The organism is Burkholderia sp. Bp9099 (assembly GCF_003857805.1).
Taxonomy (GTDB): Bacteria; Pseudomonadota; Gammaproteobacteria; order Burkholderiales; family Burkholderiaceae; genus Burkholderia.
This window is the reverse complement of sequence record NZ_QTPU01000006.1, coordinates 97621-122810: the sequence shown is the minus strand read 5'-3', so window position 1 is coordinate 122810 and position 25190 is coordinate 97621. Positions and strand designations below refer to the sequence as shown.

General features: G+C 68.7%; 23 protein-coding genes. 5 read left to right on the top strand and 18 right to left on the bottom strand.

All coding sequences use genetic code 11. The features are described 5' to 3' along the window. Window positions 1–132: 132 nt before the first annotated feature. The 3 genes from mnmA to DIE17_RS08325 form a co-directional block, all read right to left on the bottom strand. Complete coding sequence (mnmA, locus tag DIE17_RS08335; protein WP_124920788.1) at window positions 133–1302, bottom strand: tRNA 2-thiouridine(34) synthase MnmA; 1170 nt, start codon at window positions 1300–1302, stop codon at window positions 133–135. Then, complete coding sequence (locus tag DIE17_RS08330; RefSeq protein WP_124487985.1) at window positions 1299–1808, bottom strand: NUDIX hydrolase; 510 nt, start codon at window positions 1806–1808, stop codon at window positions 1299–1301. The genes mnmA and DIE17_RS08330 overlap by 4 nt, the downstream gene beginning before the upstream one ends. A 109-nt stretch (window positions 1809–1917) precedes the next feature. Continuing rightward, window positions 1918–2838: a LysR family transcriptional regulator gene (locus tag DIE17_RS08325; protein ID WP_124487984.1), complete on the bottom strand. Its 921-nt coding sequence runs from the start codon at window positions 2836–2838 to the stop codon at window positions 1918–1920. Window positions 2839–2918: 80 nt separating this feature from the next. Between DIE17_RS08325 and DIE17_RS08320 the strand changes: the two genes are divergently transcribed. Next, window positions 2919–3842 carry a carbon-nitrogen hydrolase family protein gene (locus DIE17_RS08320; protein WP_044848272.1) on the top strand — a complete coding sequence of 308 codons (924 nt, stop codon included), beginning with the start codon at window positions 2919–2921 and terminating at the stop codon, window positions 3840–3842. 155 nt (window positions 3843–3997) lie between these two features. Here the strand turns inward: DIE17_RS08320 and DIE17_RS08315 are convergent, their stop codons facing one another. The 8 genes from DIE17_RS08315 to DIE17_RS08275 form a co-directional block, all read right to left on the bottom strand. Beyond that, window positions 3998–4684, bottom strand: a complete 687-nt coding sequence (locus DIE17_RS08315) for a YafY family protein (protein ID WP_044848271.1) — start codon at window positions 4682–4684, stop codon at window positions 3998–4000. A 73-nt stretch (window positions 4685–4757) separates the two neighbouring features. Next, window positions 4758–5168, bottom strand: coding sequence for a VOC family protein (locus DIE17_RS08310; RefSeq protein ID WP_044848270.1), 411 nt, complete (start codon window positions 5166–5168; stop codon window positions 4758–4760). Window positions 5169–5447: 279 nt separating this feature from the next. Beyond that, window positions 5448–6746, bottom strand: a complete 1299-nt coding sequence (locus DIE17_RS08305) for a class I SAM-dependent RNA methyltransferase (RefSeq protein ID WP_044848269.1) — start codon at window positions 6744–6746, stop codon at window positions 5448–5450. Between the two features lie 166 nt (window positions 6747–6912). Then, window positions 6913–9036: a site-specific recombinase gene (locus DIE17_RS08300; protein WP_124487983.1), complete on the bottom strand. Its 2124-nt coding sequence runs from the start codon at window positions 9034–9036 to the stop codon at window positions 6913–6915. 513 nt (window positions 9037–9549) lie between these two features. Continuing rightward, the gene (locus DIE17_RS08290) at window positions 9550–10287 is read right to left on the bottom strand and encodes a membrane integrity-associated transporter subunit PqiC (RefSeq protein WP_044844013.1); all 738 of its coding nucleotides are present in this window, start codon (window positions 10285–10287) and stop codon (window positions 9550–9552) included. Next, window positions 10287–11903: an intermembrane transport protein PqiB gene (locus DIE17_RS08285; protein ID WP_044844014.1), complete on the bottom strand. Its 1617-nt coding sequence runs from the start codon at window positions 11901–11903 to the stop codon at window positions 10287–10289. Before DIE17_RS08285 ends, DIE17_RS08290 begins: the two co-directional genes overlap by 1 nt. Then, a complete protein-coding gene (locus DIE17_RS08280) occupies window positions 11896–12525 on the bottom strand; it encodes a paraquat-inducible protein A (RefSeq protein ID WP_124487981.1) in 630 nt (209 codons plus the stop codon). The genes DIE17_RS08285 and DIE17_RS08280 overlap by 8 nt, the downstream gene beginning before the upstream one ends. Beyond that, window positions 12522–13187 (bottom strand): paraquat-inducible protein A, encoded by a 666-nt coding sequence (locus DIE17_RS08275; protein ID WP_124487980.1) that lies wholly within the window; start codon window positions 13185–13187, stop codon window positions 12522–12524. Before DIE17_RS08275 ends, DIE17_RS08280 begins: the two co-directional genes overlap by 4 nt. A 258-nt stretch (window positions 13188–13445) precedes the next feature. Between DIE17_RS08275 and DIE17_RS08270 the strand changes: the two genes are divergently transcribed. The 4 genes from DIE17_RS08270 (at window position 13446) to DIE17_RS08250 (ending at window position 16677) form a co-directional block, all read left to right on the top strand. Beyond that, entirely contained in the window at window positions 13446–14006 is a 561-nt protein-coding gene (locus tag DIE17_RS08270) for a cytochrome b (RefSeq protein ID WP_044844017.1), read from the top strand. Between the two features lie 8 nt (window positions 14007–14014). Continuing rightward, complete coding sequence (locus DIE17_RS08265; RefSeq protein ID WP_124487979.1) at window positions 14015–14575, top strand: YceI family protein; 561 nt, start codon at window positions 14015–14017, stop codon at window positions 14573–14575. Window positions 14576–14641: 66 nt separating this feature from the next. Next, window positions 14642–15223, top strand: a complete 582-nt coding sequence (locus DIE17_RS08260; RefSeq protein WP_044844018.1) for a YceI family protein — start codon at window positions 14642–14644, stop codon at window positions 15221–15223. Window positions 15224–15399: 176 nt separating this feature from the next. Then, window positions 15400–16677, top strand: a complete 1278-nt coding sequence (locus DIE17_RS08250; RefSeq protein WP_124487978.1) for an MFS transporter — start codon at window positions 15400–15402, stop codon at window positions 16675–16677. A gap of 20 nt (window positions 16678–16697) precedes the next feature. Here DIE17_RS08250 and DIE17_RS08245 read toward each other — a convergent pair whose 3' ends face one another. The 7 genes from DIE17_RS08245 to queA form a co-directional block, all read right to left on the bottom strand. Beyond that, window positions 16698–17186 (bottom strand): hypothetical protein, encoded by a 489-nt coding sequence (locus DIE17_RS08245; RefSeq protein WP_124487977.1) that lies wholly within the window; start codon window positions 17184–17186, stop codon window positions 16698–16700. A gap of 70 nt (window positions 17187–17256) precedes the next feature. Continuing rightward, window positions 17257–18828 carry a S41 family peptidase gene (locus DIE17_RS08240; protein WP_185500315.1) on the bottom strand — a complete coding sequence of 524 codons (1572 nt, stop codon included), beginning with the start codon at window positions 18826–18828 and terminating at the stop codon, window positions 17257–17259. Between the two features lie 160 nt (window positions 18829–18988). Beyond that, window positions 18989–19939: a protein translocase subunit SecF gene (gene secF / locus DIE17_RS08235; RefSeq protein WP_044844020.1), complete on the bottom strand. Its 951-nt coding sequence runs from the start codon at window positions 19937–19939 to the stop codon at window positions 18989–18991. Between the two features lie 18 nt (window positions 19940–19957). Next, a complete protein-coding gene (secD, locus tag DIE17_RS08230) occupies window positions 19958–21988 on the bottom strand; it encodes a protein translocase subunit SecD (RefSeq protein ID WP_124487976.1) in 2031 nt (676 codons plus the stop codon). A 106-nt stretch (window positions 21989–22094) separates the two neighbouring features. Beyond that, complete coding sequence (yajC, locus tag DIE17_RS08225) at window positions 22095–22418, bottom strand: preprotein translocase subunit YajC (RefSeq protein ID WP_006476868.1); 324 nt, start codon at window positions 22416–22418, stop codon at window positions 22095–22097. 231 nt (window positions 22419–22649) lie between these two features. Beyond that, a complete protein-coding gene (gene tgt, locus DIE17_RS08220) occupies window positions 22650–23849 on the bottom strand; it encodes a tRNA guanosine(34) transglycosylase Tgt (protein WP_124487975.1) in 1200 nt (399 codons plus the stop codon). A gap of 207 nt (window positions 23850–24056) precedes the next feature. Continuing rightward, on the bottom strand, window positions 24057–25124 hold the full coding sequence (gene queA / locus DIE17_RS08215) for a tRNA preQ1(34) S-adenosylmethionine ribosyltransferase-isomerase QueA (protein WP_124487974.1): 1068 nt from the start codon (window positions 25122–25124) through the stop codon (window positions 24057–24059). Window positions 25125–25190 lie beyond the last annotated feature (66 nt).

Here is a 25190-nt window from a genome sequence, read left to right as displayed (position 1 = left end):
TGTGCGTTCCATACATGAATAGACCCTGCATCTTGAAATGCCGCCATGCGTACGCTGCGCGGCGGCGCACCGGCCGCGGCGGAATCGTGTTCCGCCGGGCGCGGCGTGCCGCAAGTCTAAACCGAATGGATGTCAGCGTGCTTCGGCGAGCGCACCCGCGCGGGCTGCCGCCGGTGCCGGCGCCGTCTGGCCGGGCTGGCCGGTGGCCGCGAACTCGATGATGCCGCCGCCGAGGCAGATCTCGCCGTCGTACAGCACGGCCGACTGGCCGGGCGTGACCGCCCATTGCGCGTCGTCGAAGGCGAGCGAGAAGCGGGCTTCGCCGGCCGGGCCGGGTGCGGCGGCGCCGAACGCGCATGCCGCATCGGCCTGCCGGTAGCGCGTCTTCGCGCCGCACGCGAAGCCGTCGGCCGGCGGTTCGCCCGCGACCCAGCTCACGTTGCCGGCGACGAGCTCGCGCGACAGCAGCCACGGATGGTCGTGGCCCTGCACGACGTACAGCGTGTTCGACGCGATGTCCTTCGCCGCGACGAACCACGGCTCGCCGCTGCCGCTCTTGCTGCCGCCGAGGCCGATGCCCTTGCGCTGGCCGAACGTGTAGAACGCGAGGCCGATGTGCTCGCCGACCACCTTGCCGTCCGGCGTCTTCATCGGACCGGGTTTCGTCGGAAGATAGCGGTTCAGGAAGTCGCGGAACGGCCGTTCGCCGATGAAGCAGATGCCGGTCGAGTCCTTCTTCTTCGCGTTCGGCAGGCCGATCTGCGCGGCGATCTCGCGCACCTTCGTCTTCGGGATCTCGCCGAGCGGGAACATCGTCTTCGACAGTTGCGCCTGGTTCAGCCGGTGCAGGAAGTACGACTGGTCTTTCGTATGATCGAATGCCTTCAGTAGTTCGAAGCGGCCGTCGCGCTCGCGCACGCGCGCGTAGTGGCCGGTCGCGATCATTTCCGCGTCGAGCGACATCGCGTGGTCGAGGAACGCCTTGAACTTGATCTCGGCGTTGCACAGCACGTCCGGGTTCGGCGTGCGGCCGGCCGAATATTCGCGCAGGAATTCGGCGAACACGCGGTCCTTGTATTCGGCCGCGAAGTTCACGGCTTCCATGTCGATGCCGATCAGGTCGGCCACCGACACCACGTCGATCCAGTCCTGGCGCGTCGAGCAGTATTCGCCGTCGTCGTCGTCTTCCCAGTTCTTCATGAACAGGCCGACCACGTCGTATCCCTGTTCCTTCAGCAGCCACGCGGTCACCGACGAATCGACGCCGCCCGACATGCCCACTACTACACGGCGCTTGCTCATTTGTTTACCGCCTGACGGTCGAATGCGTCCGGGCGCGGCGCGACCGAATGCGTGTGCACGAAATCGAGCGGAATGCGCCGCCCGGCCAGATAGTCGTCGACGCAGCGCATCACCGCGGGCGAGCGGTGACGCTCGCTGCACGCGCGCAGTTCGTCGGCGCTCATCCACAGCGTGCGGACGATGCCGTCGTCGAGCACGTGGCCCGGCAGCGGCTCGCCGGCCGTGCCGCAGAACGTGAAGCGCAGGTAGGTCGCGCCGGCGCTGCCGGGGCGGTCGTAGTGCGCGAGATAGACGCCGACGAGCGCATCGGGGACGAACGGATGCGCGGTTTCCTCGAGCGTCTCGCGGATCACGGCGTCGGCGAGCGTCTCGCCGGCCTCGAGATGGCCGGCCGGCTGGTTGATGCGCAGGCCCGTCGAGGTTTCTTCCTCGATCACGAGAAAGCGACCGGCGCGCTCGACGAGCGCCGCGACGGTCACATGCGGGGTCCAGATTTCGGGTTTCATGGATCGGCATTTTACCGGTTGCGCCCGGACGCTGCCGGCCATTACGTTAGACGAATCCGACCCCGTGCTCTCGCGCTCGCCTCGCCGGTGCACGCCGCATCGCGCCCTTTTATGGCGCGACGATCGTCGCGACGCAGGCGGCGATCGAGTCCCGCACGCGCACGATCGCCGGGTCGCGCTGCGTGCTCGTGCGCCAGCCGATTTCCACCGGGTAGCGCGGCAGCTCGACCGGGCATGCGAGCGCGCGCAGCGACGTCGACTGCGCGATCGCGCGGGCCGCGTGCGCCGGTATCGTCGCCACCGCGTCGGAGCCGGCGAGCAGGTACGGCAGCGCCGCGAAATGCGTGGTCGACGCCGCCACGCGCCGCTTGTGGCCGAGCGCGGCCAGCGCTTCGTCGACGATCCCGATCACGCCGCCCGACGACACGAGCAGGTGATCGCGCCGCAGGAAATCGGCGAGCGCGAGCGTGCGCGGCGCGCGCGCCCGGCCGGCCGGATCGATCAGGCATGCGTAGCCGCCCGTCGCGACCGCGCGCCGGCTGAGCCCGTTCGCCGAGAACCCGCCCGACGCGATCGCGAGATCGACGCCGTGCCGCAGCAGCGCGTCGCCCGCGATGCCGCTGTGGGTCTGCCGGAAGATCAGCCGGATGCCCGCGGCTTCCCGCGCGACCGCGTCGATCAGCGCGCGGCCGAGCGCGATCTCGAAGTCGTCCGACAGCCCGATCGAGATCGTGCGGCCGACCCGCTCGCCGTCGTCGGCCGCGATCGCGAGGCTCGCGCGGCAGCGGTCGAGCGCGTCGGACAGGATCGGCTTGAGCTCGTCCGCGCGCGGCGTCGGCGCGAGCCCGCGGCCAGTGCGCACGAACAGCGGGTCGGCGTAGATCACGCGCAGCCGCGCGAGCGCCGCGCTGACGGCCGACTGCGTGAGGCCGAGCCGCAGCGCCGCGCGGCTCGCGCCGCCTTCCTCGTACAGCGCCTCGAACACCTTCAGCAGGTTCAGGTCGAGCCCGGCGATATCATCCGTATTCATGTCAGTTATCGTTGTATCGATTTGATCGATGAAATGATATCGATAAAGATGGCGTCACCCCATTCACCGGAGACGTCGTCATGTCCACCTCAGTCATCGCCGCGCTGCAGATCGGCGCATCGCCCGCCGGCACGCGCGCCACGCTCGACACGATCCTCGGCTACGAAACCGCGATCCGCGACAGCGGCGCGTCGCTCGTCGTGCTGCCCGAAGCCGTGCTCGGCGGCTATCCGAAAGGCGAGATCTTCGGCACGCGGCTCGGCTACCGGCTGCCCGAGGGCCGCGACGCGTATGCGCGCTACGCCGCGCAGGCGATCGACGTGCCGGGCCCCGAAACCGACGAACTGGCCGCGCTCTCGCAGCGCACGGGCGCGAGCCTCGTGGTCGGTGTGATCGAGCGCGGCGGCAGCACGCTGTACTGCACGGCGCTGTTCTTCGATCCGCGCGACGGGCTCGTCGCGAAGCACCGCAAGCTGATGCCGACCGGCACCGAACGGCTGATCTGGGGGCAGGGCGACGGCTCGACGCTGCCGGTGGTCGACACGGCCGCGGGCCGCGCGGGCGCCGTGATCTGCTGGGAGAACCACATGCCGCTGCTGCGCTGCGCGATGTATGCGAAAGGCGTGCAGATCTGGTGTGCGCCGACCGTCGACGAGCGCGACCTGTGGCAAAGCTCGATGCGGCACATCGCGCACGAGGGACGCTGCTTCGTCGTGAGCGCCTGCCAAGTGCAGCCGTCGCCGCGCGCGCTCGGCATCGACGTGCCGGGCTGGGATCCGGAGCGGCCGCTGATCCGCGGCGGCAGCGTGATCGTCGGGCCGCTCGGCGACCTGCTGACCGAGCCGCTGATCGGCGAGGCCGGGCTCGTGACCGCGCGTATCGATACCGACGAACTCGTGCGCGCGCGTTACGACTTCGATGTGGTCGGGCACTATGCGCGCCCGGACGTGTTTTCGCTGCACGTCGACGAGCGGCCGAAGCGGTCGGTGGTGTTCGGCGAGTGACGGGTGCGACCGGGGCGCGGACGCCCCGGCGTGCGAATGGCGGCGAGGTGGCCTGACAGTCGGGCGGCCGGACAGCCAGACAGACCGCCGGACAACCAGGTAGCCGAACCGCCGAACCGCGGCGCGGCATTCAGCGGGCGGCGGCTCTCCCCGCCTCAGCGCATCGGCGCTTCCGCGATCCGCATGTAGTCGGCGATCCGCCGGCCTTCCATGTCCGGAAACTGCTCGTGCACGGAGATATCACCCATCCGCGCGATGTCGAAGGTGCGGAAGTCGTCGCGGAGCTCGCACCATGCGCCGATCGTCCAGCGTCCGCCCCAGTAGACGAGCCCGAGCGGCCACACGCGGCGCTTCGTGTGCGCGCCGAGCCGGTCGCGGTAGTCGAAGCTGACGACGTGATGCGTGTCGACCGCCTGGTGGATCGCGTCGACCTTCGCGCAGAACGTCTCGTCGATGTGGAACGACGGCGCGAACACCGGCAGGCGATCGAGCGCGGTGCGCTTGTCGGCCGGCATCGCCGACGCGATCTTCGCGAGCGCCGAACGCGCGCCGCCCGCGAAGCGCGCGCCGCCCCAGGTCTCGAGCATGCGCGCGCCGGCCGCGAGCGCCGCGAGCTCCTCGGCCGTGAACGTGAGCGGCGGCAGGCTGGCGTTGCGGTTCAGCCGGTAGCCGATGCCGGCTTCGCCTTCGATCGGCACGCCCGACAGCTGCAGGTCGCGCACGTCGCGATAGACCGTGCGCGGCGACACCGACAGCCAGTCGGCGAGTTGCTGCGCGGTCGTGAGACGTCGCCCGCGCAGCAGCTCGGCGATCTGGAACAGGCGGTCGGCACGGCGCGTCATGGCTGCACCTCGACTCCAACGGCTACGGGGACTTCGCGATGATAGCGCCGCGCCCGCCGGAGCGTGGACGCGCTCAGTGGCATTTCGGCGCGTGCAGGCCGACGCGGTTGCCTTCGGTGTCGATCAGGTAGCCGATGTAGCCGTAGTTGTTCGGCAACTCGACGACCGAACCCTGCACGACGCCGCCCGCGCGCTTCGCGCGTTCGAGTGCCGCGACGACCGACTCGCCGGCGTTCAGGTAGACGAGCACGCCGTTCGCGCTCGGCTTCATCTGCTGCGGATCGAACACGATGCTGCCGCCCGTGCTCGACGCTTCGTGATCGAACATGGCCATCGGCACGCCGCCGATGACTTCGCGCTGCAGCGTCGTCTGCAGCACGGTTTCGTAGAAACGGATCGCCCGGTCGAAATCGAGGGACGGGATGTCGAACCACGCGATCGCGCGTTCCAGGGTTGCGGTGTCGGTTGCAGTTGCGGACGTCATGACGAGCTCCGTGTTGTTCGGGTTCTTGATGGAAACCAGCCTTGCATTGCGCCGGGATTGCAGTGTGACCGGGGGCTGCTGACAGCGTGCTGTCAGTAGTCGTGGCGACGCTGACAAATGACGCTGACAAATGGCGGCTTCGCTCCCGCAACGACCGCGCGGAACCTCGGTGGCGCGCGTGGCGCCGCTCGCCTGGGTGCGGCGGAAAGAAAAATGCCCGGCCGATTGGCCGGGCATCGTCAGGGTGTCAGCAGGCGGCCGCAGCCGCCGCCTCGCGTATCAGGCGTCGCCTTCCGGCGTGGCCGGGCGTGCCTTCACGCTGCCGGCGATCAGGTCGAAGCGGAACAGCCGGCATTCGAGCGCGCCGTTGAACAGCGGCGTCTTCGCCGATTCGCGCAGGCGCAGCTGGCCCGGCAGCGAGCGGTCCGACGTCAGCAGGAACGCCTGCCAGCCGGTGAAGCGCTGCTTGAGCGCATCGCCGAGCGCGTTGAAGAACTCGCTGTCCGGCGCGTCGGTGTGCGTGCGGCGGAATGCGTCGTCGTTGCCGCGGTTGCGGCCCGTCTCGCGCACCTCGCCGCGCGCGCTGCGGCCGCGCACCTCGATCCGCTCGCCGTACGGCGGGTTCGCGAGGATGATGCCCGGGCCGTCGCACGGCGGCGTCATGCCGCGCGCGTCGACCTGCTTGAGCCACACCGACGGCACGCCCGCGCGCTCGAGGTTCGCGCGCGCCTTCTCGAGCATGTCGCCCGAGATGTCGCTGCCGTACACGCCGAGCGAATCGCGCTTGCCGCGCGCCGCGCGTTTCGCGTCGAGCGCCGCGACCTTCAGGCCCTGCCATGCGGTGATGTCGTACTGCTTGAGCTTCTCGAAGCCGAAGCGGCGCTCGACGCCCGGCGCGACGCCGAGTGCGATCTGCGCGGCTTCCGCGAGGAACGTGCCGCTGCCGCACATCGGGTCGTACAGCGCGGTGCCGGGCGTCCAGCCCGTCAGGCGCAGGATGCCGGCCGCGAGGTTCTCGCGCAGCGGCGCCGCGCCCTTGTCGAGGCGCCAGCCGCGCTTGAACAGCGGCTCGCCCGACGTATCGAGGTACAGCGTGCACTCGGTGGCCGTCAGGAACGCGAACACGCGCACGTCCGGCGCGCCGGTGTCGATGCTCGGGCGCGAACCGGTCTTGTCGCGCATCCGGTCGCAGATCGCGTCCTTCACGCGCAGCGTCGCGAACTCGAGGCTCTTCAGCGGCGACTTGATCGCGGTGATGTCGACGCGCAGCGTCTGCGTCGACGCGAACCAGCGTTCCCACGGCTGCTCGAGCGCGAGCGCGTAGACGTCCTGTTCGTTGCGGTACGGGCGGTGCGCGATCTTCAGCAGGATCCGGCTCGCGATTCGCGAATGGAGGTTCGCGGCCATGCCGGCGGCCCAGCCGCCGCGGAAATGGACGCCGCCCGGCACCTGCGCGCCCGCAGTGAACGGCGCGCCGTCCAGATGGCGGCCGGCGATTTCGGCCAGCTCGGCGGCAAGCGCCGCTTCGAGGCCGCGCGGGCAGGGAGCGAAGAATTCGTACAGGGTGGGCGAGGACATAAGGCGGATGAGGACGTGCAAAAGTCCACTATTGTACGCGGCGCGGGCGCCCGGGGCCGGCGTTGCGTCGGATTCGGGACGCCGGCGCGGGTCGGCCGGCCGTGACGGGCGGCCCGCCGGGCCGCGCGGCGGCGCCCGCCCGGGCGGGCGCGCCGCCGTCGAACGCTCAGTGCGAGCCCGTCTGGCCGGCGCGCGCGGCAGTTCCGCCGGCCGGCCAGAACAGCGCGGACGGCTTCGCGAGCACCGTGCGGACGATCGCGCCGACCAGCGCGCGCACCTTGGTGCGGCGCAAGCTGCGCGAGCGCACGGCCATCGTGAACGCGAGCGCGAAGCTCACGAGCACGTTGAGGATCGCCATGCTCAGCACGCCGGCGCCGGCCCACCAGAGTTCGGGCGTGCTCAGCGCGCCCTTGCCGAGCACGCCGAGCGCGATTCCGATCGAGCCGGCCGACAGCGTCACGTGCCGCACCTCGAACGGGAACAGGAACACGGTGACGATCGCGGGGATCAGGCCGAGCATCAGGCCGAGGCCGACGTTGGCGACCACGCCCGCGACGTTCGAGCGGCAGAAGTGCGCGAGTTTCGCGGCGCCCGGCGCGCCGAGCGTGAGCCGCAGCCGGCGGTTGTACGTGAGCGCGTCGCCGACCCGGTGCAGCACGAACCAGTTGTCGGCCCAGCCCGCGAGCAGGCTCGACGCCCACAGCAGCACGCCCGTGAGCGCCGCATAGAACGGGGTCGGGCCCAGCAGCGAGAACGAATGCAGCGTCGCATGCGCCTTTTCCGGCGAGATCAGGTTCGCGTGCAGCAGGTTGCCCGCGAACAGCTGCACGAGCAGACAGACGGGCAGCACGACGAGCACGTTGCCGGAGATCGCCGCGGCCTGTGTGCGGATCAGCGCGATCACCGACGCGACGAACGCCTTCACGCCTTCCTCGTGACCGGTGTCGTCGAGCTCGCGCGCGAGCGTCGGCGCGGTCATCGCGGGCTGCTTGGTCGCGAGCGTGAAGTGCAGGAAGTGCATCAGCATGAAGCTCGCCGCGTAGTTGACGCCCGCGAGCAGCCCTTCGAGCATCGACTGCAGGTGCGCGCCCGTGATCGCGAACTTCACGCACACGGTCACGACGGTGACGAGCCCGCCGCCCGCGGCCATCCGCAGCATCTTCAGGTACTCGGCGCGGCCGCGCGAGATGTAGTGCTCGCCGGTGTCCGCGTTGGTCTCGACGAGCTTGCGCGCGAACAGCGAGAAGTTGCTGCGCACGAGGTGCGACACGCTCTGGCTGTTCTGGTTCGCGTCGACGAGTTCGGCCGTCAGGCGCGCCATCCCGCGCAGGTCGTCGCGTGCCATCCACGCGTTGAGCAGCAGTTCCGCGCGCAGGATGCGCATGCGCATCCGTTCGACCTGGAACACGATGTCGACCGACACGCCGTTGCGGTACAGGTGCGCGAACACGTCGTCGACCGCGATCCGGCATTCGTCGAGCAGCACGCGCAGGTAATTCACTTCGTGCAGCAGCTTGCTCGGGTCGCCGCCGTCCTCGACGGCCGCGTGGGCGGTCTCGACCGCGAGCATCGCACGCGTGAGGCGGTAGAACGGCTGCGTTTCGAGCGGCTTGCGCGCGTCGTCGTCGGACAGGCGGCTGCGCACCGTCTGCGACAGGCCGGTCGAGCTGATCTGGCAGGTCAGGTTGTGCAGCGCGGCCAGCAGGTCGCGCGAGAACGAGCCGGGCTCGTGGCGTTCTTCGTCGGTGACGTCGAACGAGATCAGCTCGGCGAGGCGGGCGAGCAGGTCGTCGGGCAGTGCGTCGATCCATTGCGCGTCTTCCGGCGTCGGGAACATCAGCGTGAACAGCGCCGTCAGCTCGCGGCGGTTCGGCGCCGGCGGGATCAGCGACGAGTCGATGCGCTCGAACAGCGCGCCGAAGAAACCGGAATGCACGGGCATCCCCGCGTCGCACAGCAGCGAGATGCCGTCGCATTCGCGCAGGATCCCGCGCAGGATGCGCGCCGCGTGCGATTTCCATGCCGGGTTGCGGTCGAGCACGTGGAACAGGTAGCGCAGCCGCGCGTGCGCCGGATACGCGCGTGCGTCGGCATCGCGTGCGGCCGGCGTGTCGTGCGCGGCCTGCATCGCGCCGTTGCGGCGCAGCCAGTGCGCGAGCTCGATCAGCCATTCGCTGCGCTCGGCGTACGGCGCGTCCGCGTCGGCATGCGCGAGCAGCGCATCGAGCTGGTGGCCCGCATTGCGCGACGCGCGCCACTTCTTGATCAGGGTCGTCAGGGAATGAAACATAAACGGAATAGCGATAGCCCTGGACGGGCGGGTTCGGGATGCCGGCCGGGAACAGACGGCGCGGCGCCGGCGAGAACGGTGAAGCTGGTCGGGATGCCGGACGATGCGCGGCGACCCGCGATGCGGCTGCCCCGATGCGGTGCACGCGAACACGCGTGCGAGCCCCGGGAGACGCGGCGGCCGGACCGGACACAACGGGCGGATCGCCGCCGGCTGGCGCGCGCGACAGGCGGCACGCGGCACGCGCCGGAAAGTGCGTAGGATCGTCAATCGGGCGCGAAAACGCAAGCCGACCGCATTGCATGGCGCCGGTTCCGGCGGATTTTGACAAACACTGCAAAGCGGCCGTCCGGCCGATGGATGCCGTGCTGCGTCGGCCGTGGCGACGAGGGCGGCGGGTTCGCGTGCGCGGCGGCGCGCGCACGCGGATCGATGCCGACGAGGACTATCGGGCGGCGCGTGCCGAATCCGGTCGCGGGCGCGCAGGCACCGGACGCCGGCCGCGCGCCGCGCTTACGCGCCGGACTTGACGCTCGCGCTCGCGTCGCCGCCGGGCGTCGGATTGGCCGGGCAGGGTATGACGGGCGCGGCGGCCGCTGCCTTGCCGGACGCGGTCGTCGACGGGGTCGAGGCAGCCGTCGAGCCGCGCCGCGCGGCGAGCGCGCGCACGCCGGACGCGGCCTGCGATGCAATCACGTCGAGCGCGCGCCGGTGACCGGCGACGAGCGCGTCGTAGCCGTCGGCGACCGGTTCCGCGACGCTCGTGCGGCAGGTCATCAGTGCCTGCGTGCCGACCGCGCGCACGCTCCACACCGCATCGATCGCCGCACGCTTGCCGGGCCACGACTCGAAGCGCTGCACGTTCACGCTGATCCGATAGACGGGCACGCCGGCCGGATACGCGGAATTCGCGACGTCGATCGTGCCGAGCTGTGCGGCGAGGTCGTCGGACAGCGCGCGGCGAATCTCGTCGGCGGGCGGCGCGGCCCAGCGTTCCTGCTCGAGCACGTCGACCTGCGCGGCGTTCTTCTGCACGACGAGCTGGTTCTTCGCGACCTGTTCGGGCACGCCGACGGACGGCACCTCGATCAGGAACGGCGGGTTGGCGGGTGCAGTGCGCACGGGCGCCGCGGCGTCGGCCGGGCTCAGCGTATAGAACCGCGCGGGCGGCGAGCTGCACGCGGCGAGCGCGAGTGCGGCGAACACTGCCGCCGCGCCGCTCGCGAGGACGTTCACGCGTGTCGTCGTCATTATCGATCTCCTGATTTGCCCTTGAGCAGCGATTCGGGATGGCGCTCCAGATAGTCGGCGAGCGCGTTCAGCGATTGCAGCGTGCGCGTGAGTTCCTTCAGCGCACCGCGCACGTCGGACTGCAGCGGCGAATCCTGCTGCAGCGTCACCTCGGCGGTCGAGAAGGTCTGCCGCGCGGCCGACAGCGTGTCGCGCGCTTCCGGCGCGACCTGCGTGTCGAGCTGCTTGAACAGCTTGTCGGCATTCGACAGCGCGCTGTTCAGGTTCGCACCGATCTGGTCGAACGGCACCTTGTCGAGCTTCTTCGCGATGTCGGCGACCTGCAGCTGCAGTTCGTCGAGCGTGTTCGGCACTGTCGGCAGCTCGAGCGGCTGGCGCGCTGTGTCGATCTTCACGGCCGGCGCCTTCGGGAAGAAGTCGAGCGCGACGTACAGCTGGCTCGTCAGCAGGTTGCCCGTGCGCAGCTGGCCGCGCAGCCCGTGCTGGACCAGGCGCTCGACGATCTCGCGGCGGGCCGGTTCGCCCTTGCTTTCGATCGTTTCGCGGAAGCGCGGTCCGAGCCGCTCCGGATATACGTTCATCGTCACCGGCATCAGGAAGTTCTTGGTCTTCGGATCGAAGTCGATGCCGATGTTCGTGACTTCGCCGAGCACGATGCCGCGGAAGTCGACCGGCGCGCCGACCGCGAGCCCGCGCAGCGACTGGTTGAAGTTCATCACGACCTGCAGCGGCTGGCCGTCCGGATCGCGCATCGCGTCGGCCTCGTCGGAGCCGAGGCGGAAGGTCGTGTTGTTCGGCGCCGTCGCGCCGCTGTCCTGGTTCGGCGGCGTCTGGAACGCGATGCCGCCGAGGATCACCGTCGCGAGCGACTGCGTATTCAGCTTCAGGCCGCTCGAATCGAGCCGCAGGTCGACGCCGCTCGCCTGCCACCAGCGCGAGTTCACGCCGACGTACTGGTTGTACGGCGCATTGACGAACACGTTGAACGTGACGCCGGTGCCGTCCTTGTCGAGCGAGAAGCCGACCACCTGGCCGACCTGCACGCGGCGGTAGTAGACGGGCGAGCCGATGTCGACCGAGCCGAGCGAATCGCCGCGCAGCACGTACTGCGTGCCCTTCTGGTCGCCGGTCACGGGCGGCGGCGTCTCGAGGCCGGTGAAGTCGGTCTGCGTGTCCTGCCCGTGGCCGGCATCGACGCCGATGTACGCGCCCGACAGCAGCGTGCCGAGCCCCGACACGCCCGTCGCGCCGATGCGCGGACGCACGATCCAGAAGCGCGAGCCCTTGATCGCGAAGTCCTCGGCTTCCTTCTTCAGCTGCACCTGCACCAGCACGCGCGACAGGTCTTTCGACAGCTTGATCGTCTTGACCGTGCCGATCTCGACGTCCTTGTACCTGACCTGCGTCTTGCCCGGCTCGAGCCCTTCCGCGCTGTGGAAGCTGATCGAGATTTCCGGGCCGCGCTCGCGCACGGACTTGATCACGAGGCCGATGCCGATCAGCGCGGCGATCAGCGGCACGAGCCAGACGAGCGACGGCAGCCAGCCGCTTTTCGTCGAGATCGCGGGATCGGGCGGCCGGGACGCATCGTGCTGCGGGCCTTGCGGACTATTCATGGTGTTTCCCTGAGGTTTCGACTGGATCCCAGATCAGGCGGGGATCGAACTGCATCGACGCGAGCATCGTCAGGATCACGACCGAGCCGAACGCGAGCGCGCCGGGGCCGGCCGTGATGACGGCGAGCGAACGGAAATGGACGAGCGCGACGGTGAGCGTCACGACGAAGATGTCGAGCATCGACCAGCGGCCGATCCGCTCGACGATCCGGAACAGGCGCGTGCGCTGCAGCGGCCGCCACGTGGCGCGCCGCTGCGCGCTGGTGACGAGGATCGTCAGCACGCCGAGCTTGAGCATCGGCACGAGGATGCTGGCGACGAACACGACGACCGCGAGCGGCCAGTCGCCGGACGTCCAGAAATAGATGACGCCGCTCATGATCGTGTCTTCCTGCGAGCCGACGATCGACGACGTGTGCAGGATCGGCAGCAGGTTCGCCGGGATATAGAGGATCGCGGCCGCGATCAGCAGCGCCCACGTACGCATGATGCTGTTCGGCTTGCGGATGTGCAGCGCGCTGCCGCAGCGGGCGCAATGCGCGTGCGGATGGTCGATCGTCTGCACGAGCCCGCATGCGTGGCAGCTGGCATAGCCCTCGCGGGCGGCGGTCGGCGTCGTCATCGGCGGGGGGCTTCCGGTCGCGGCGGGGCGTTGTCGGGCCGCACGGGCGAGCGCCCGGCGCGCAGGTCGTCGGCCATGTCCCACAGCGTGCGCGGATCGAACATCAGCACGACGGCGGTCATCAGCGTGAGTGCGGCGAACGCGAACAGCGCCGCGTCGGGCACGACGCGCGCGAGGCTCACCATCTTCACGATCGTCACGAGGATCCCGAGCATGAACACCTCGATCATCCCCCACGGCCGCACGAACTGGATCATGCGCAGCACGAAGTTCAGGCCCGGCGGCACGACGCCACGCCGGATCGGCAGCAGCACGTAAAGCAGCGCGGCCATCTCGACGAGCGGGAACAGCACGGTCGAACAGAACACCATCACGCCGACGATCTCCATGTCCTGATGCCACAGCGCGTCGATCGCGCCGATCAGCGTCGTCTGCACGCGGGTGCCGTTCAGGTCCATTTCGAGGATCGGGAACCCCTGCGCGATGATGAACGTGACGAGCGCCGCGACCGCCAGCGCGCTGATTCGCTCGATCTGCGTGGTGCTGTCGCGATAGAGCAGCGCGTCGCAGCGCGGGCAGCGTGCGATTTCGCGGCGCGCGAGGTGCGGTTTATGCAACAGTGCGTCGCATTCGTGGCAGGCAATCAGGTCGTGTCGTTGCATGGGAAAAGCGGTTGTGCGACGGGCGGGAGACGCGTCGACGGGGCCGGAACCCGCGCCAATCTTACCAAAACGGCTTTTTCGACGTGTCAACGCCCGGTTGCCGCGTGACCGGTCGGTAACATGGCGTAAACCTGGCAGCCGGCTGGCGCGCGTGTCCTCAGAGTCCGCGCGTGGCAAAAGGTTGCGGTAGCATGGCGGCCTTGACAAGCGTCGGACGAATGGGCCGGCGCAGCCGTTCGCTCAACTGAGGAATCCAAGATGGCATCGAAATCGCCGCCGGCCGGGCCGGCACGCTACGCGCACACCGCGATCGCGCTGCACTGGCTGATCGCGCTGCTGATCGTCTGCGGCTTCGCACTCGGCTGGGTCATGACCGACATCCCCGGCTTCACGCCGACGAAGCTGAAGTACTTCTCGTGGCACAAGTGGATCGGCGTGACGGTGTTCGCACTGGCCGTCGTGCGCGTGCTGTGGCGCGCGACCCACGTGCCGCCGCCGCTGCCGGGCGACACGCCGGCGTGGCAGCGCGCGGTGTCGCACGGCGTGCACATGCTGCTGTACGTGCTGATGATCGTGATCCCGGTAACGGGCTACCTGTACAGCTCGGCGTCGAACATCCCGGTCGTCTACCTCGGCATCGTGCCGCTGCCGCGCCTGATCGATCCCGATCCGGTGCTGAAGGAAACCTTCAAGACGCTGCACGTGTCCTTGAATTACATTCTGCTTGCGCTCGTCGCCATGCACGTGCTCGCGGCGCTCAAGCACCAGTTGTTGGACCGCGACGGCCTGCTGTCGCGGATGCTTCCCTCCGCCAAATGAAGGATCCCATGAAAGTGTCTTTCTCCCGCTCCATGCTGACCGCGTTCGCCGCGGCGTCACTTGTCGCGTCGGCCGCGGCGCATGCCGACGTCGATCTCTCGAAGAGCAAGGTGTCCGCCGTGTCGAAGCAGATGAACGTGCCGACCGAAGGCGCGTTCAAGAAGTTCTCCGCGCAGGTGAAGTTCGACCCCGCGAAGGCGGCGCAGGGCAGCGCGCAAATGTCGATCGACATCGCGAGCTTCGACCTCGGCGACAAGATGTACAACGAGCAGGTCACGGGCAAGGACTGGTTCGACGCGAAGGCGTATCCGCAGGCGACCTTCGCGTCGTCGGCGATCGCGCCGGCCGGCGGCAACAAGTACAACGTGACCGGCAAGCTGACGATCAAGGGCAAGTCCGAGACCGTCACCGTGCCCGTCACGGTCACGCAGAGCGGCGCGACGCAGACCTTCGACGGCGTGCTGCCGATCAAGCGTTCGGCGTTCAACGTCGGCACCGGCGAGTGGAAGGACACGTCGATCGTCGCCGACGAAGTGCAGATCAAGTTCCATCTCGTCGCCACGAAGTAAGCGGCGGGCTGTCGCATCACCCCGAATGCCGCGCGAGGGCGCGGCGCTGTTCCAAGGAGAAAGCATTTGAAAAAGCATCTGATCATCGCCGCGGGCGCGCTGGCCGCCTCGCTGTCGTTCTCGGCATTCGCCGACAGCGCGACGTACCAGTTCGACCCGAGCCACACGTACCCGAGCTTCGAGGCCGACCACTTCGGCGGCCTGTCGGTCTGGCGCGGCAAGTTCGACAAGTCGAGCGGCAGCGTGACGCTCGACCGCGCGGCGAAGACCGGCACGGTCGACGTGACGACCGACGTCGCGTCGATCCAGACGGGCAGCGCGAAGCTCGACGAGCACCTGCAGACGGCCGAGTTCTTCGACGTCTCCAAGTTCCCGCAGGCGAACTACAAGGGCACCATCAAGTTCGACGGCGACAAGCCGGTGTCGGTGGTCGGCAACCTGACGCTGCACGGCGTCACGAAGCCGCTCACGCTGAAGATCGATTCGTTCAAGTGCATGCCGCATCCGATGCTCAAGCGTGAAGTGTGCGGCGTCGACGCGGTCGGCGAATTCAGCCGCGACGATTTCGGCCTCGACTACGGCAAGCAGTACGGCTTCAAGATGAAGACGAAGCTGCTGATCACGGCCGAAGCCGTCAAGCAGCAGTAACGCGCCCGGCCGGGCCGGCCGCCGCGTCACGCTCGCCGGCCCGTCGCGTGCCAGCCGCCGCGCTCCCGTTGTTCGGGGGCGCGGCGGTTTTTTTTGCGCGCCTATAATCGTGCGCACAGCTCGCGGCGCGAGAACGGACGCGTCGGACAGAACGTACAACGACAAGGAGATCGCCGATGCACGCCGTCACGCAGTCCAGCTCCATTGCTTCGTCGTCGCGCGTATGGCGCGCGGTGGTCGCCGCGTCGATCGGCAACGCGCTCGAATGGTTCGACCTCGTCGTCTACGGCTTCTTCGCGGTGACGATCTCGAAGCTGTTCTTTCCGGCCGGCAACGACACCGTGTCGCTGCTGCTCACGCTCGGCACGTTCGGCGTGTCGTTCTTCATGCGCCCGCTCGGCGCGATCGTGCTCGGCGCGTACGCCGACCGCGCGGGCCGCAAGGCCGCGCTCACGCTGTCGATCCTGCTGATGATGGCCGGCACGCTGGTCATCGCGGTACTGCCGACCTACCGGACGATCGGCGTCGCGGCGCCGCTGATCCTCGTCGCCGCGCGATTGATGCAGGGCTTTTCGGCCGGCGGCGAATTCGGCAGCGCGACCGCGTTCCTGGCCGAGCATGTGCCCGGGCGGCGCGGTTTCTTCGCGAGCTGGCAGGTCGCGAGCCAGGGGCTCACGACGCTGCTCGCGGCGGGTTTCGGCACCGTGCTGAACGCGCAGCTCACGGCCGAGCAGATGGCCGCGTGGGGCTGGCGCATCCCGTTCTTTTTCGGACTGCTGCTCGGGCCCGTCGCGTACTACATCCGCTCGAAGGTCGACGAGACGCCCGAATTCCTCGCGGCGGAAAGCACCGCGAGCCCGCTGCGCGACACGTTCGCGTCGCACAAGGCGCGGCTCGTCGCCGCGATGGGCGTGGTGGTGCTCGGCACCGTCGCGACCTATCTCGTGCTGTTCATGCCGACCTACGGCGTGAAGCAGCTCGGCCTCGCGCCGTCGGCCGCGTTCGCGGCGATCCTCGTCGTCGGCGTGATCCAGATGGCGTTCGCGCCGCTCGTCGGCCACTGGTCGGATCGTTACGGCCGCGTGCGCGTGATGCTCGCGCCGGCCGTCGGCATTCTCGTGCTGATCTATCCGGCGTTCGCGTATCTCGTCGCGCATCCGGGCTTCGGCACGCTGATCGCGCTGCAGGTACTGCTCGCGTTCCTGATGACCGGCTATTTCGCGGCGCTGCCGGGGCTGCTGTCCGAAGTGTTTCCGGTGCAGACGCGCACGACCGGGATGTCGCTTGCGTATAACGTCGCGGTGACGATCTTCGGCGGCTTCGGGCCGTTCATCATCGCATGGCTGATCCGCGCGACCGGGATGAAGACCGCGCCGAGCTTCTACCTGATGTTCGCGGCCGTGCTGAGCCTCGCGGCGCTGGTGGTGTTGCGGCGGCGGTTCGGGTTCCGGTGATCGGGAAGGGCGGCCGTCGATCAGCCGTCGGTATCGCGCAGCGTCTTTGCCGTCGCGCGCAGCGTTTCGAGATCGGCCGGGATGTTCTGCCGGCCGGCCGGGTTCGTCGCGGATACCGTTTCGATGAAGCGGTGAGTGGCGTCGTACTGTGGTTTCGAGAGCAGCAGGCGCCGAGTGGCCAGTGCATCGCGTGCGTCGTCTCGAGCACGTTGCGCATCGGCACCGAGCGCGCGATAGTGCTTCCGGAGGAGCGCCGACACCGGGTTTTGCGGCATCTCTGCCGCCAGCGCGTCGAGTGCCGCGACATCGTCGTACCGTGCCTGCTTCTCGGCGAAAAGCTCGGCTCGACCCCACGCTTCATCGAAGGCCTTGCGCTGCTCGTCGGCGCGCGCCATCTCGTGGTTGACGATCCAGGTGCTGGCGCTGCCGATCAGTGCACAGGCGATTCCCACGGCGAGCGGATGTTCGAGGAATGCGCGGATGGAGCGGCGTGGTCTGGCGTGTGTCATCGGCTTCGGTCCGGAGGTGACGGAGCGTTCAATCTACCACCGCGGCCGACGCGGTCGGTCCGACGGCACGTCAGTGCTCGCCGCGCTCGCATACCGGCTGCGCCGGCATCAGTTGCGCCGGTGCAGCGACGGTCTGCACCGGGCGGCCGGCGAGCGCGTCGAGCGCTTGCCGGAGCTGCCAGTCACTTGCCGTGCCGAATTCGCGCTGCGGAAGCGCCGCGCTCTTCGCCGTATCGATCTTCGCGCGCACGCGGGCTTCGCGCAGTGCCTGCCGTGCCTTGCGGACCTGCGCGAACGGGTCGGGCGCGACCCGGTCCGCATACGGCGCGCGGGCGAGATCGACTTCGCGGTACCACAGCAGCACGCCGTCGACGTCCGAGTCGCGGCGCGGCGGCACGAGCCAGTCCGGCACGACGCCGTAGCCGTCCATCGGGCAGCCGTTCGGCCGCAGGTTGCGCGCGAACGTGAAAGCGAGGCGCGTGCCGTCGATCAGGTCGACGCCGGTCTGCGCGAGTCCCTTTCCGTAGGTCGGCATCCCGAGCAGCCGCGCGCGGTCGAGATCCTTCAGTGCCGCCGCCGTCGCTTCGGCGGCCGACGCGCTCTGTCCGTCGACGAGCACCACGAGCGGCACGGTGCGCCACCAGTCGTCGGCCTGCAGCGGCGCGAGCGGATCCTGGCCGCGCATGACCGGCAGTTCGTAGTCGGGCCAGTTGGTCGTGAAGCGGCGGCGCTTCGTGCCGTCGCGCTCGAGCGTGATCATCGCGGTACGGTCGCGCCCGGCGAACAGCGCGGTGATGCCGATCGCCGCATTCAGCGCGCCGCCGCCGTTGATGCGCAGGTCGAGGATCACGCCTTTCACCGGCGGCCCCGCGCGGCGCGCGGCCTGCACCGCGTCGATATAGCTGCCGACCGCGGGCTCCGGAAAGCTCGACAGCCGCGTGTACAGGATGTCGCCGGCGAGCCGCTTCGTCGTCGCCGGGTGTGGCCGGACGATCGCGCGGACCGGCGCGAAGGTCAGCGTCGCGTGGTTCGGACCGCGCCGGACCGTGAGCTTCAGCGGCACGCCCGCGTCGCCCTTCGCGAATTTCACGACCTCGCTGCTGTCGATGCCGACGACGCTCCGGTCGTTCATCGCGACGACGAGATCGTCGGGCCGCACGCCGGCCTGTTCGGCGGGCGCGTCGGGGATGACGTCGAGGATGTGCAGCCCGTCGGGCCGTGTCTCGAACACGATGCCGATGCCCGGCGTGCCGTCGCGCGCGCGGCGCTCGTCGTCGCGCCGTTCCTGCTCCTCCTTCGCGTTGAAGAAGCGCGCGTGCGGCAGCGTCTTGATCCCGTCGTGCACGGTGGCGTCGAGCAGCGCGCCGATGTCGACGTCGGTCAGGTGCTGCTTCTTCAGCACGTCGACCGCGGCCTTCAGTTCGCAGAGCTGCGGTTCCCAGTCGGGCGGGCAGGGTGACGGTTGCGACGCGGCGGCAGCAGCGGCCGCCGCGGCCGCGGACGGGGCCGCAGGCGGGACGGCAGGCGGCGCGGACGCGGATTGCGCGCGCGCGGCCGATGCGCATGCAACGAACGCAGCCGCGGCGGCTGCGCCGGTACTCCAGGCGACGATGCGATGAACGACACGCGTGGCTGGCATCATGAGGACCGCGGCTTCGGCGGGTGGCGGGGCGGGACGGTGACGCGATTGTAGCCGACGGTCCGTGCAGTCGCGACGGACGAGGAGGGCGGCGGCTCGCCCATGAAAAAAGGCCGGTCCACGAGGGACCGGCCTTCCGGTATCAGCCGAAGCGATACAGCGCTTAAACCTGCGCGCCCGCGTTCGGATCGTCCGGATCGTGCGCGGTCTTCTTTTCCTTGATCAGGTCTTCGCGCTTGATGCCGAGCCACATCGCGAGCGAGCCCGCGACGAACACCGACGAGTAGATGCCGAACATGATGCCGACCGTCAGCGCGAGCGCGAAGTAGTGCAGCGTCGGGCCGCCGAAGAAGAACATCGAAAGCACCATCATTTCGGTCGACGTGTGCGTGATGATCGTCCGCGACATCGTGGTCGTGATCGCGTGGTTGATCACTTCCTGCACGCTCATCTTGCGTTCGCGGCGGAACGTTTCGCGGATCCGGTCGAAGATGACGACCGACTCGTTGACCGAGTAGCCGAGCACCGCGAGGATCGCCGCGAGCACCGCCAGCGAGAACTCCCACTGGAAGAACGCGAAGAAGCCGAGAATGATCACGACGTCGTGCAGGTTCGCGATGATACCGGCGACCGCGTACTTCCATTCGAAGCGGATCGACAGGTAGATCACGATGCCGATCACCACGCACGCGAGCGCGAGGAGACCGTCGGTCGCAAGCTCGCGGCCGACCTGCGGGCCGACGAACTCGACGCGCTGCAGCGTCACGTCGGGGCTTTGCGCCTTCAGCGCGGTCATCACCTGGTCGCTCTGCTGCGCGGACGTCAGGCCTTCCTTCAGCTGCAGGCGGATCAGCACGTTGCGCGACGTGCCGAAGTTCTGCACCTGCGCATCGGCATAGCCGAGCTTGCCGAGCGTGTCGCGCACGGGTTCGAGCTGCGCGGCCTGCTGGTACTGGACCTCGATCACCGTGCCGCCGGTGAATTCGACGGACAGGTGCAGCCCGCGGTGGAACAGGAAGAACACGGCGGCGAGGAACGTGACCAGCGAGATCACGTTGAACACCAGCGCGTGCCGCATGAACGGAATGTCTTTACGGATGCGGAAAAATTCCATGGCTTCGTCTCCGGGGCCTTATTGGGTCGAGCCCGGTTTCTTCGGCGACACGCCTTGCTGCGCGCGGTTGCGCAGCTGCGGCTTGCCGGCGCGCGGTGCGTCGCCCTTCGCGGGTGCGGCGAGCTTCGCGGCGCGCGCGGTGTCGGTCGATTCGTCGGCCGCGCCGAACGCTGCACCTGCGGCACCGGCCGTGGCGCCTTCCGGCTTCCACACCTGGCCGATCGCGAGCGACTTCAGCTTCTTGCGGCCGCCGTACCAGAGGTTGACGATCCCGCGCGAGAAGAACACCGCGGAGAACATCGACGTCAGGATGCCGAGGCAGTGCACGATCGCGAATGCGCGAACCGGGCCCGAGCCGAACGCGAGCAGCGCGAGGCCGGCGATCAGCGTCGTGACGTTCGAGTCGAGAATCGTCGCCCACGCATGCGCGTAACCGGCCTGGATCGCGAGCTGCGGCGGCTGGCCGGCGCGCAGTTCTTCACGCACGCGCTCGTTGATCAGCACGTTCGAGTCGATCGCCATGCCGAGCGCGAGCGCGATGGCCGCGATACCCGGCAGCGTCAGCGTCGCCTGCATCAGCGACAGCACCGCGACGAGCAGCAGCAGGTTCACCGACAGGCCGATCACCGAGATCACGCCGAACAGCATGTAGTACGCGATCATGAACACGGCGATCGCGCAGAAGCCCCAGATCACCGAGTGGACGCCCATCTTGATGTTGTCCGCGCCGAGGCTCGGGCCGATCGTGCGTTCCTCGATGATGTCCATCGGTGCGGCGAGCGAACCGGCGCGCAGCAGCAGCGCGAGGTCGGCCGCTGCCTGCGGCGTCGGCTGGCCCGTGATCTGGAAGCGGTCGCCGAGTTCGGACTGGATCGTCGCGACCGTCAGCACTTCGCCCTTGCCCTTCTCGAACAGCACCATCGCCATCGGCTTGCCGATGTTCTCGCGCGACACCGCGCGCACCGAGCGGCCGCCCGCCGAGTCGAGGCGGATGTTGACCGACGGACGCTGGTGTTCGTCGAAGCCGGCCGACGCATCGATGATGCGGTCGCCGGTGAAGATCACTTCCTTCTTCAGCAGCACGGGCGCCTGGTTGCCCTGCGTGAACAGCTCCTCGCCCGGCGGCACGGGGTCGTTCGGGTTCGGGTGCGTGTTGAGCGGATCGGCGAGGCGCGCCTCGAGCGTCGCGGTGCGGCCGATGATGTCCTTCGCCTTCGCGGTGTCCTGCACGCCCGGCAGTTCGACGACGATACGGTCGCTGCCCTGCTGCTGCAGGATCGGCTCGGACACGCCGAGTTCGTTCACGCGGTTGTGGAGCGTGGTCAGGTTCTGCTTGAGCGCGGCGTCCTCGACGGCCTTCTGCACGGCCGGCGTGAACGTGCCGACGACTTGCGTGCCGCCGCCGCCGGGCTGGGTCGCCCATTGCAGTTCGGTGACCGACGCGGCGAGCACCTTGCGGGCGTCTTCGGCCGTTTGCGCGTCGCTGAAGTTGACGACGACGGACTGGTCGACGCGGCTCACGCCGCCGTCGCGGATGTTCTTGTCACGCAGCAGCGCACGGGCGTCGGACGCGTCGGAGTCGAGCTTCTTGGTGAGCGCGCCCGTCATGTCGACCTGGAGCAGGAAATGCACACCGCCGCGCAGGTCGAGGCCGAGATACATCGGCAGGGCGTGCAGCGCGGTCAGCCAGCGCGGCGACGCGCTCTGCAGGTTCAGTGCGACGACGTACTGCGGATCGTTCGGGTCGGTGTTCAGCGATTTCTGCAGCAGGTCCTTGACGCGCAGCTGCGTATCGGTGTCCTTCAGGCGCACGCGGATGTTCGCGTTGGACGCCGTGTTCTCGAAGGTGACGTCGTCCGGCGTGATCTGCGCGGACGCGAGCGCGGATTCGACCTGGGTCAGCGTGGTCGAGTCGAGCTTGACCGTGGCCTTGCCGCTCGACACCTGCACCGCCGGCGCTTCACCGAAGAAGTTGGGCAATGTGTACAGAAGGCCGATGGCGAGCGCCACGACCATCACGACATATTTCCAGAGTGGATAACGATTCATGAGGGGGCCGAACGGGTGGTTGGCGTGAAAGCGTCGCGTCCGGCGCCGGGCCGGCCCGCGCTGTCAGGCGGGCACGGCGCGGGGAGCCGGACGCTCGGTGAAAACCTTACAGCGACTTGATCGTGCCCTTCGGCAGAATGGTCGTGACCGCAGCCTTCTGCACGGTGATTTCGGTGCCTTCGGCGATTTCGACGCCGATGTAGCCTTCGGTGACCTTCGTCACCTTGCCGACGAGGCCGCCGCTCGTGACGACTTCGTCGCCCTTCGCCATGGCCGCGAGCATGTTGCGGTGTTCCTTCTGGCGCTTCATCTGCGGACGGATCATGATGAAGTACAGCACCGCGAACATCAGGATGAGCGGCAGGAAGCTCATCAGGCTCGATTCGGCGCCACCGGCGCCTTGCGCGAAGGCATTGGAAATGAACGGCACGTTGGTCTCTCCGTAGGGGAAGATCGAAAAATAAGCCGGTTATTCTACCACCGGCCCCATGCGCGAACGGCTCGGCAAATGCGCTTTCGGATCAAGCTGTTAAGCGTGAAACGACGCCGTTGCGACTCGTTTGGAAAGGCGATTGTAATGTTTGGCGGTCGCGACGGGCACCCGGAACGCATTATTTAGTACGTGTCCTATGTGACGGGCGCGCTGCGGGCCGCCGGCCCGTCAGTCGACCCCTCTCGCGCGATCCTCCGCGAAGCGCTGGCGGAATGCGTCGAACGTATGGGTCTCGATCGCGTCGCGGATCTCGCTCATCAGCTGCAGGTAGTAGTGCAGGTTGTGGATCGTGTTGAGCTGCGCGCCGAGGATTTCGCCGACGCGGTGCAGGTGATGCAGGTAGCCGCGCGAGAAATTCTGGCACGTGTAGCACGTGCAGCTCGCGTCGAGCGGCTTCAGCGAGTTCTTGTGCGTCGCGTTGCGGATCTTCACGTCGCCGAAGCGCGTGAAGAGCCAGCCGTTGCGCGCGTTGCGGGTCGGCATCACGCAGTCGAACATGTCGATGCCGTTCGCGACGCCCTCGACCAGGTCCTCCGGCGTGCCGACGCCCATCAGGTAGTGCGGCTTGTGGGCCGGCAGCTTCGGGCCGACGTGCCGCAGCACCCGCATCATGTCTTCCTTCGGCTCGCCGACCGACAGCCCGCCGATCGCGAGGCCGTGGAAGCCGAGCTCCGCGAGGCCCGCGAGCGATTCGTCGCGCAGGTCCTCGAACATCCCGCCCTGGACGATCCCGAAGAGGGCGTTCGGGTTGCCGAGCCGGTCGAACTCGTCGAGCGAGCGCTTCGCCCAGCGCAGCGACATCCGCATCGACTCGGCCGCTTCCTTGTGCGTGGTCGGCACGCCGTTGGTCGCGTACGGCGTGCACTCGTCGAACTGCATCACGATGTCCGAGTTCAGCACCTTCTGGATCTGCATCGACACTTCCGGCGACAGGAACAGCTTGTCGCCGTTGATCGGCGATGCGAACGTCACGCCGTCCTCGGTGATCTTGCGCAGGTCGCCGAGCGAGAACACCTGGAAGCCGCCCGAGTCCGTCAGGATCGGCTTGTTCCAGCCCATGAAGCCGTGCAGGCCGCCGTGCGCGTCGATCGTGTCGAGGCCCGGGCGCAGCCACAGGTGGAACGTGTTGCCGAGGATGATCTGGGCCTTGATCTCGTGCAGCTCGCGCGGCTGGATCGCCTTCACGGTGCCGTACGTGCCGACCGGCATGAAGATCGGCGTCTCGACCACGCCGTGGTTGAGCTTCACGCGGCCGCGGCGCGCATGGCCGTCGGTCGTCAGCAGTTCGAATTCGAGCCCGTTCGCGGGGCGGTCCTGCACGGGGGCGTGCGGATGAGCGTGCGTATCGTGGGATGAACCTTCGGTCATCGCGTCATTCTCCTTGCCACCGGAGAACAGTCCGGCGCATGTTGGAAACGCCGCCGGGCAACCGGCGGCGGGGAAAAGCGGGTGCGCGCCATCGTAGCGCGTACCGCAGCAAAACGGGGGCGACGGCGCGGGGACAACGGCGCGACGGCGCGACGCGCAGCGGCCGCAGCGCGGTCGCGGGCCGGCGTGTCTTCGCACCTGCCGCGCTTACGCGCGCGGCGCCTCCGGCGTGTCGCGCCGCGTGAGCAGCATCGCGTCGCCGTAGCTGAAGAAGCGGTAGCGTGCGTCGATCGCGTGCCGGTACGCGGCGCGGATCGTCTCGACGCCCGCGAACGCCGACACCAGCATCAGCAGTGTCGACTTCGGCAGGTGGAAGTTCGTGACGAGCCGGTCGACGATCCGGAAAGCGTAGCCGGGCGTGATGAAGATGTCGGTCTCGGCCTGCGTCGCCGCGAGCGGGCGGCCGGCTTCGTCGGCGCTGCGCGCCGCGGCTTCGAGCGCGCGCATCGAGGTCGTGCCGACCGCGATCACGTTGCCGCCGCGCGCGCGGGTCGCGGCGATCTTGTCGACGAGCGACTGCGGCAGGTCGTACCACTCGCTGTGCATCTTGTGCTCGGCGAGGTTCTCGACGCGCACCGGCTGGAACGTGCCGGCGCCCACGTGCAGCGTCAGCGTCGCGCGCTCGACGCCCATCGCGTCGAGCTGCTCGAGCAGCGGCTGGTCGAAATGGAGCCCGGCCGTGGGCGCGGCGACCGCGCCCGGATTGCTCGCATAGACGGTCTGGTAGCGCGTTTCGTCGGTCGCGTCCGGATCGTGCTCGATATAGGGCGGCAGCGGCAGGCGGCCGAACTGCTCGATCAGGTCGAGGCACGGCTCGGGGAAGATCAGCGTGAAGAACGGCTCGACGCGCTCGCCGACCGTCACGTCGAACGCGTCGGCGAGGCGCAGCGTCGTGCCGGCGCCCGGCGACTTGCTCGCGCGGATCTGCGCGAGCGCGGTGTGCGTGCCGGTCACGCGCTCGATCAGTACCTCGATCTTGCCGCCGCTGGCCTTCTGGCCGAAGAAGCGTGCCTTCAGGACCTTGGTATCGTTGAACACGAGCAGGTCGCCGGGCGCGATGCACGACGGCAGCTCGGCGAAGCGGCGGTCGACGAGGCGCGCGGGCTCGACGGTGCCGTCGACCTCGAGCAGGCGGCTCGCGGTACGGTCGGGCAGCGCGGTTTGCGCAATCAGCTCGGGAGGCAGATTGAAATCGAAATCGGAAAGCGTGAACATGCGGGCTGGTTCGAAACGGCCGGCGGGCGCCGCCGACAAGGCGGAAACGCATGAATGGGGCGCGCG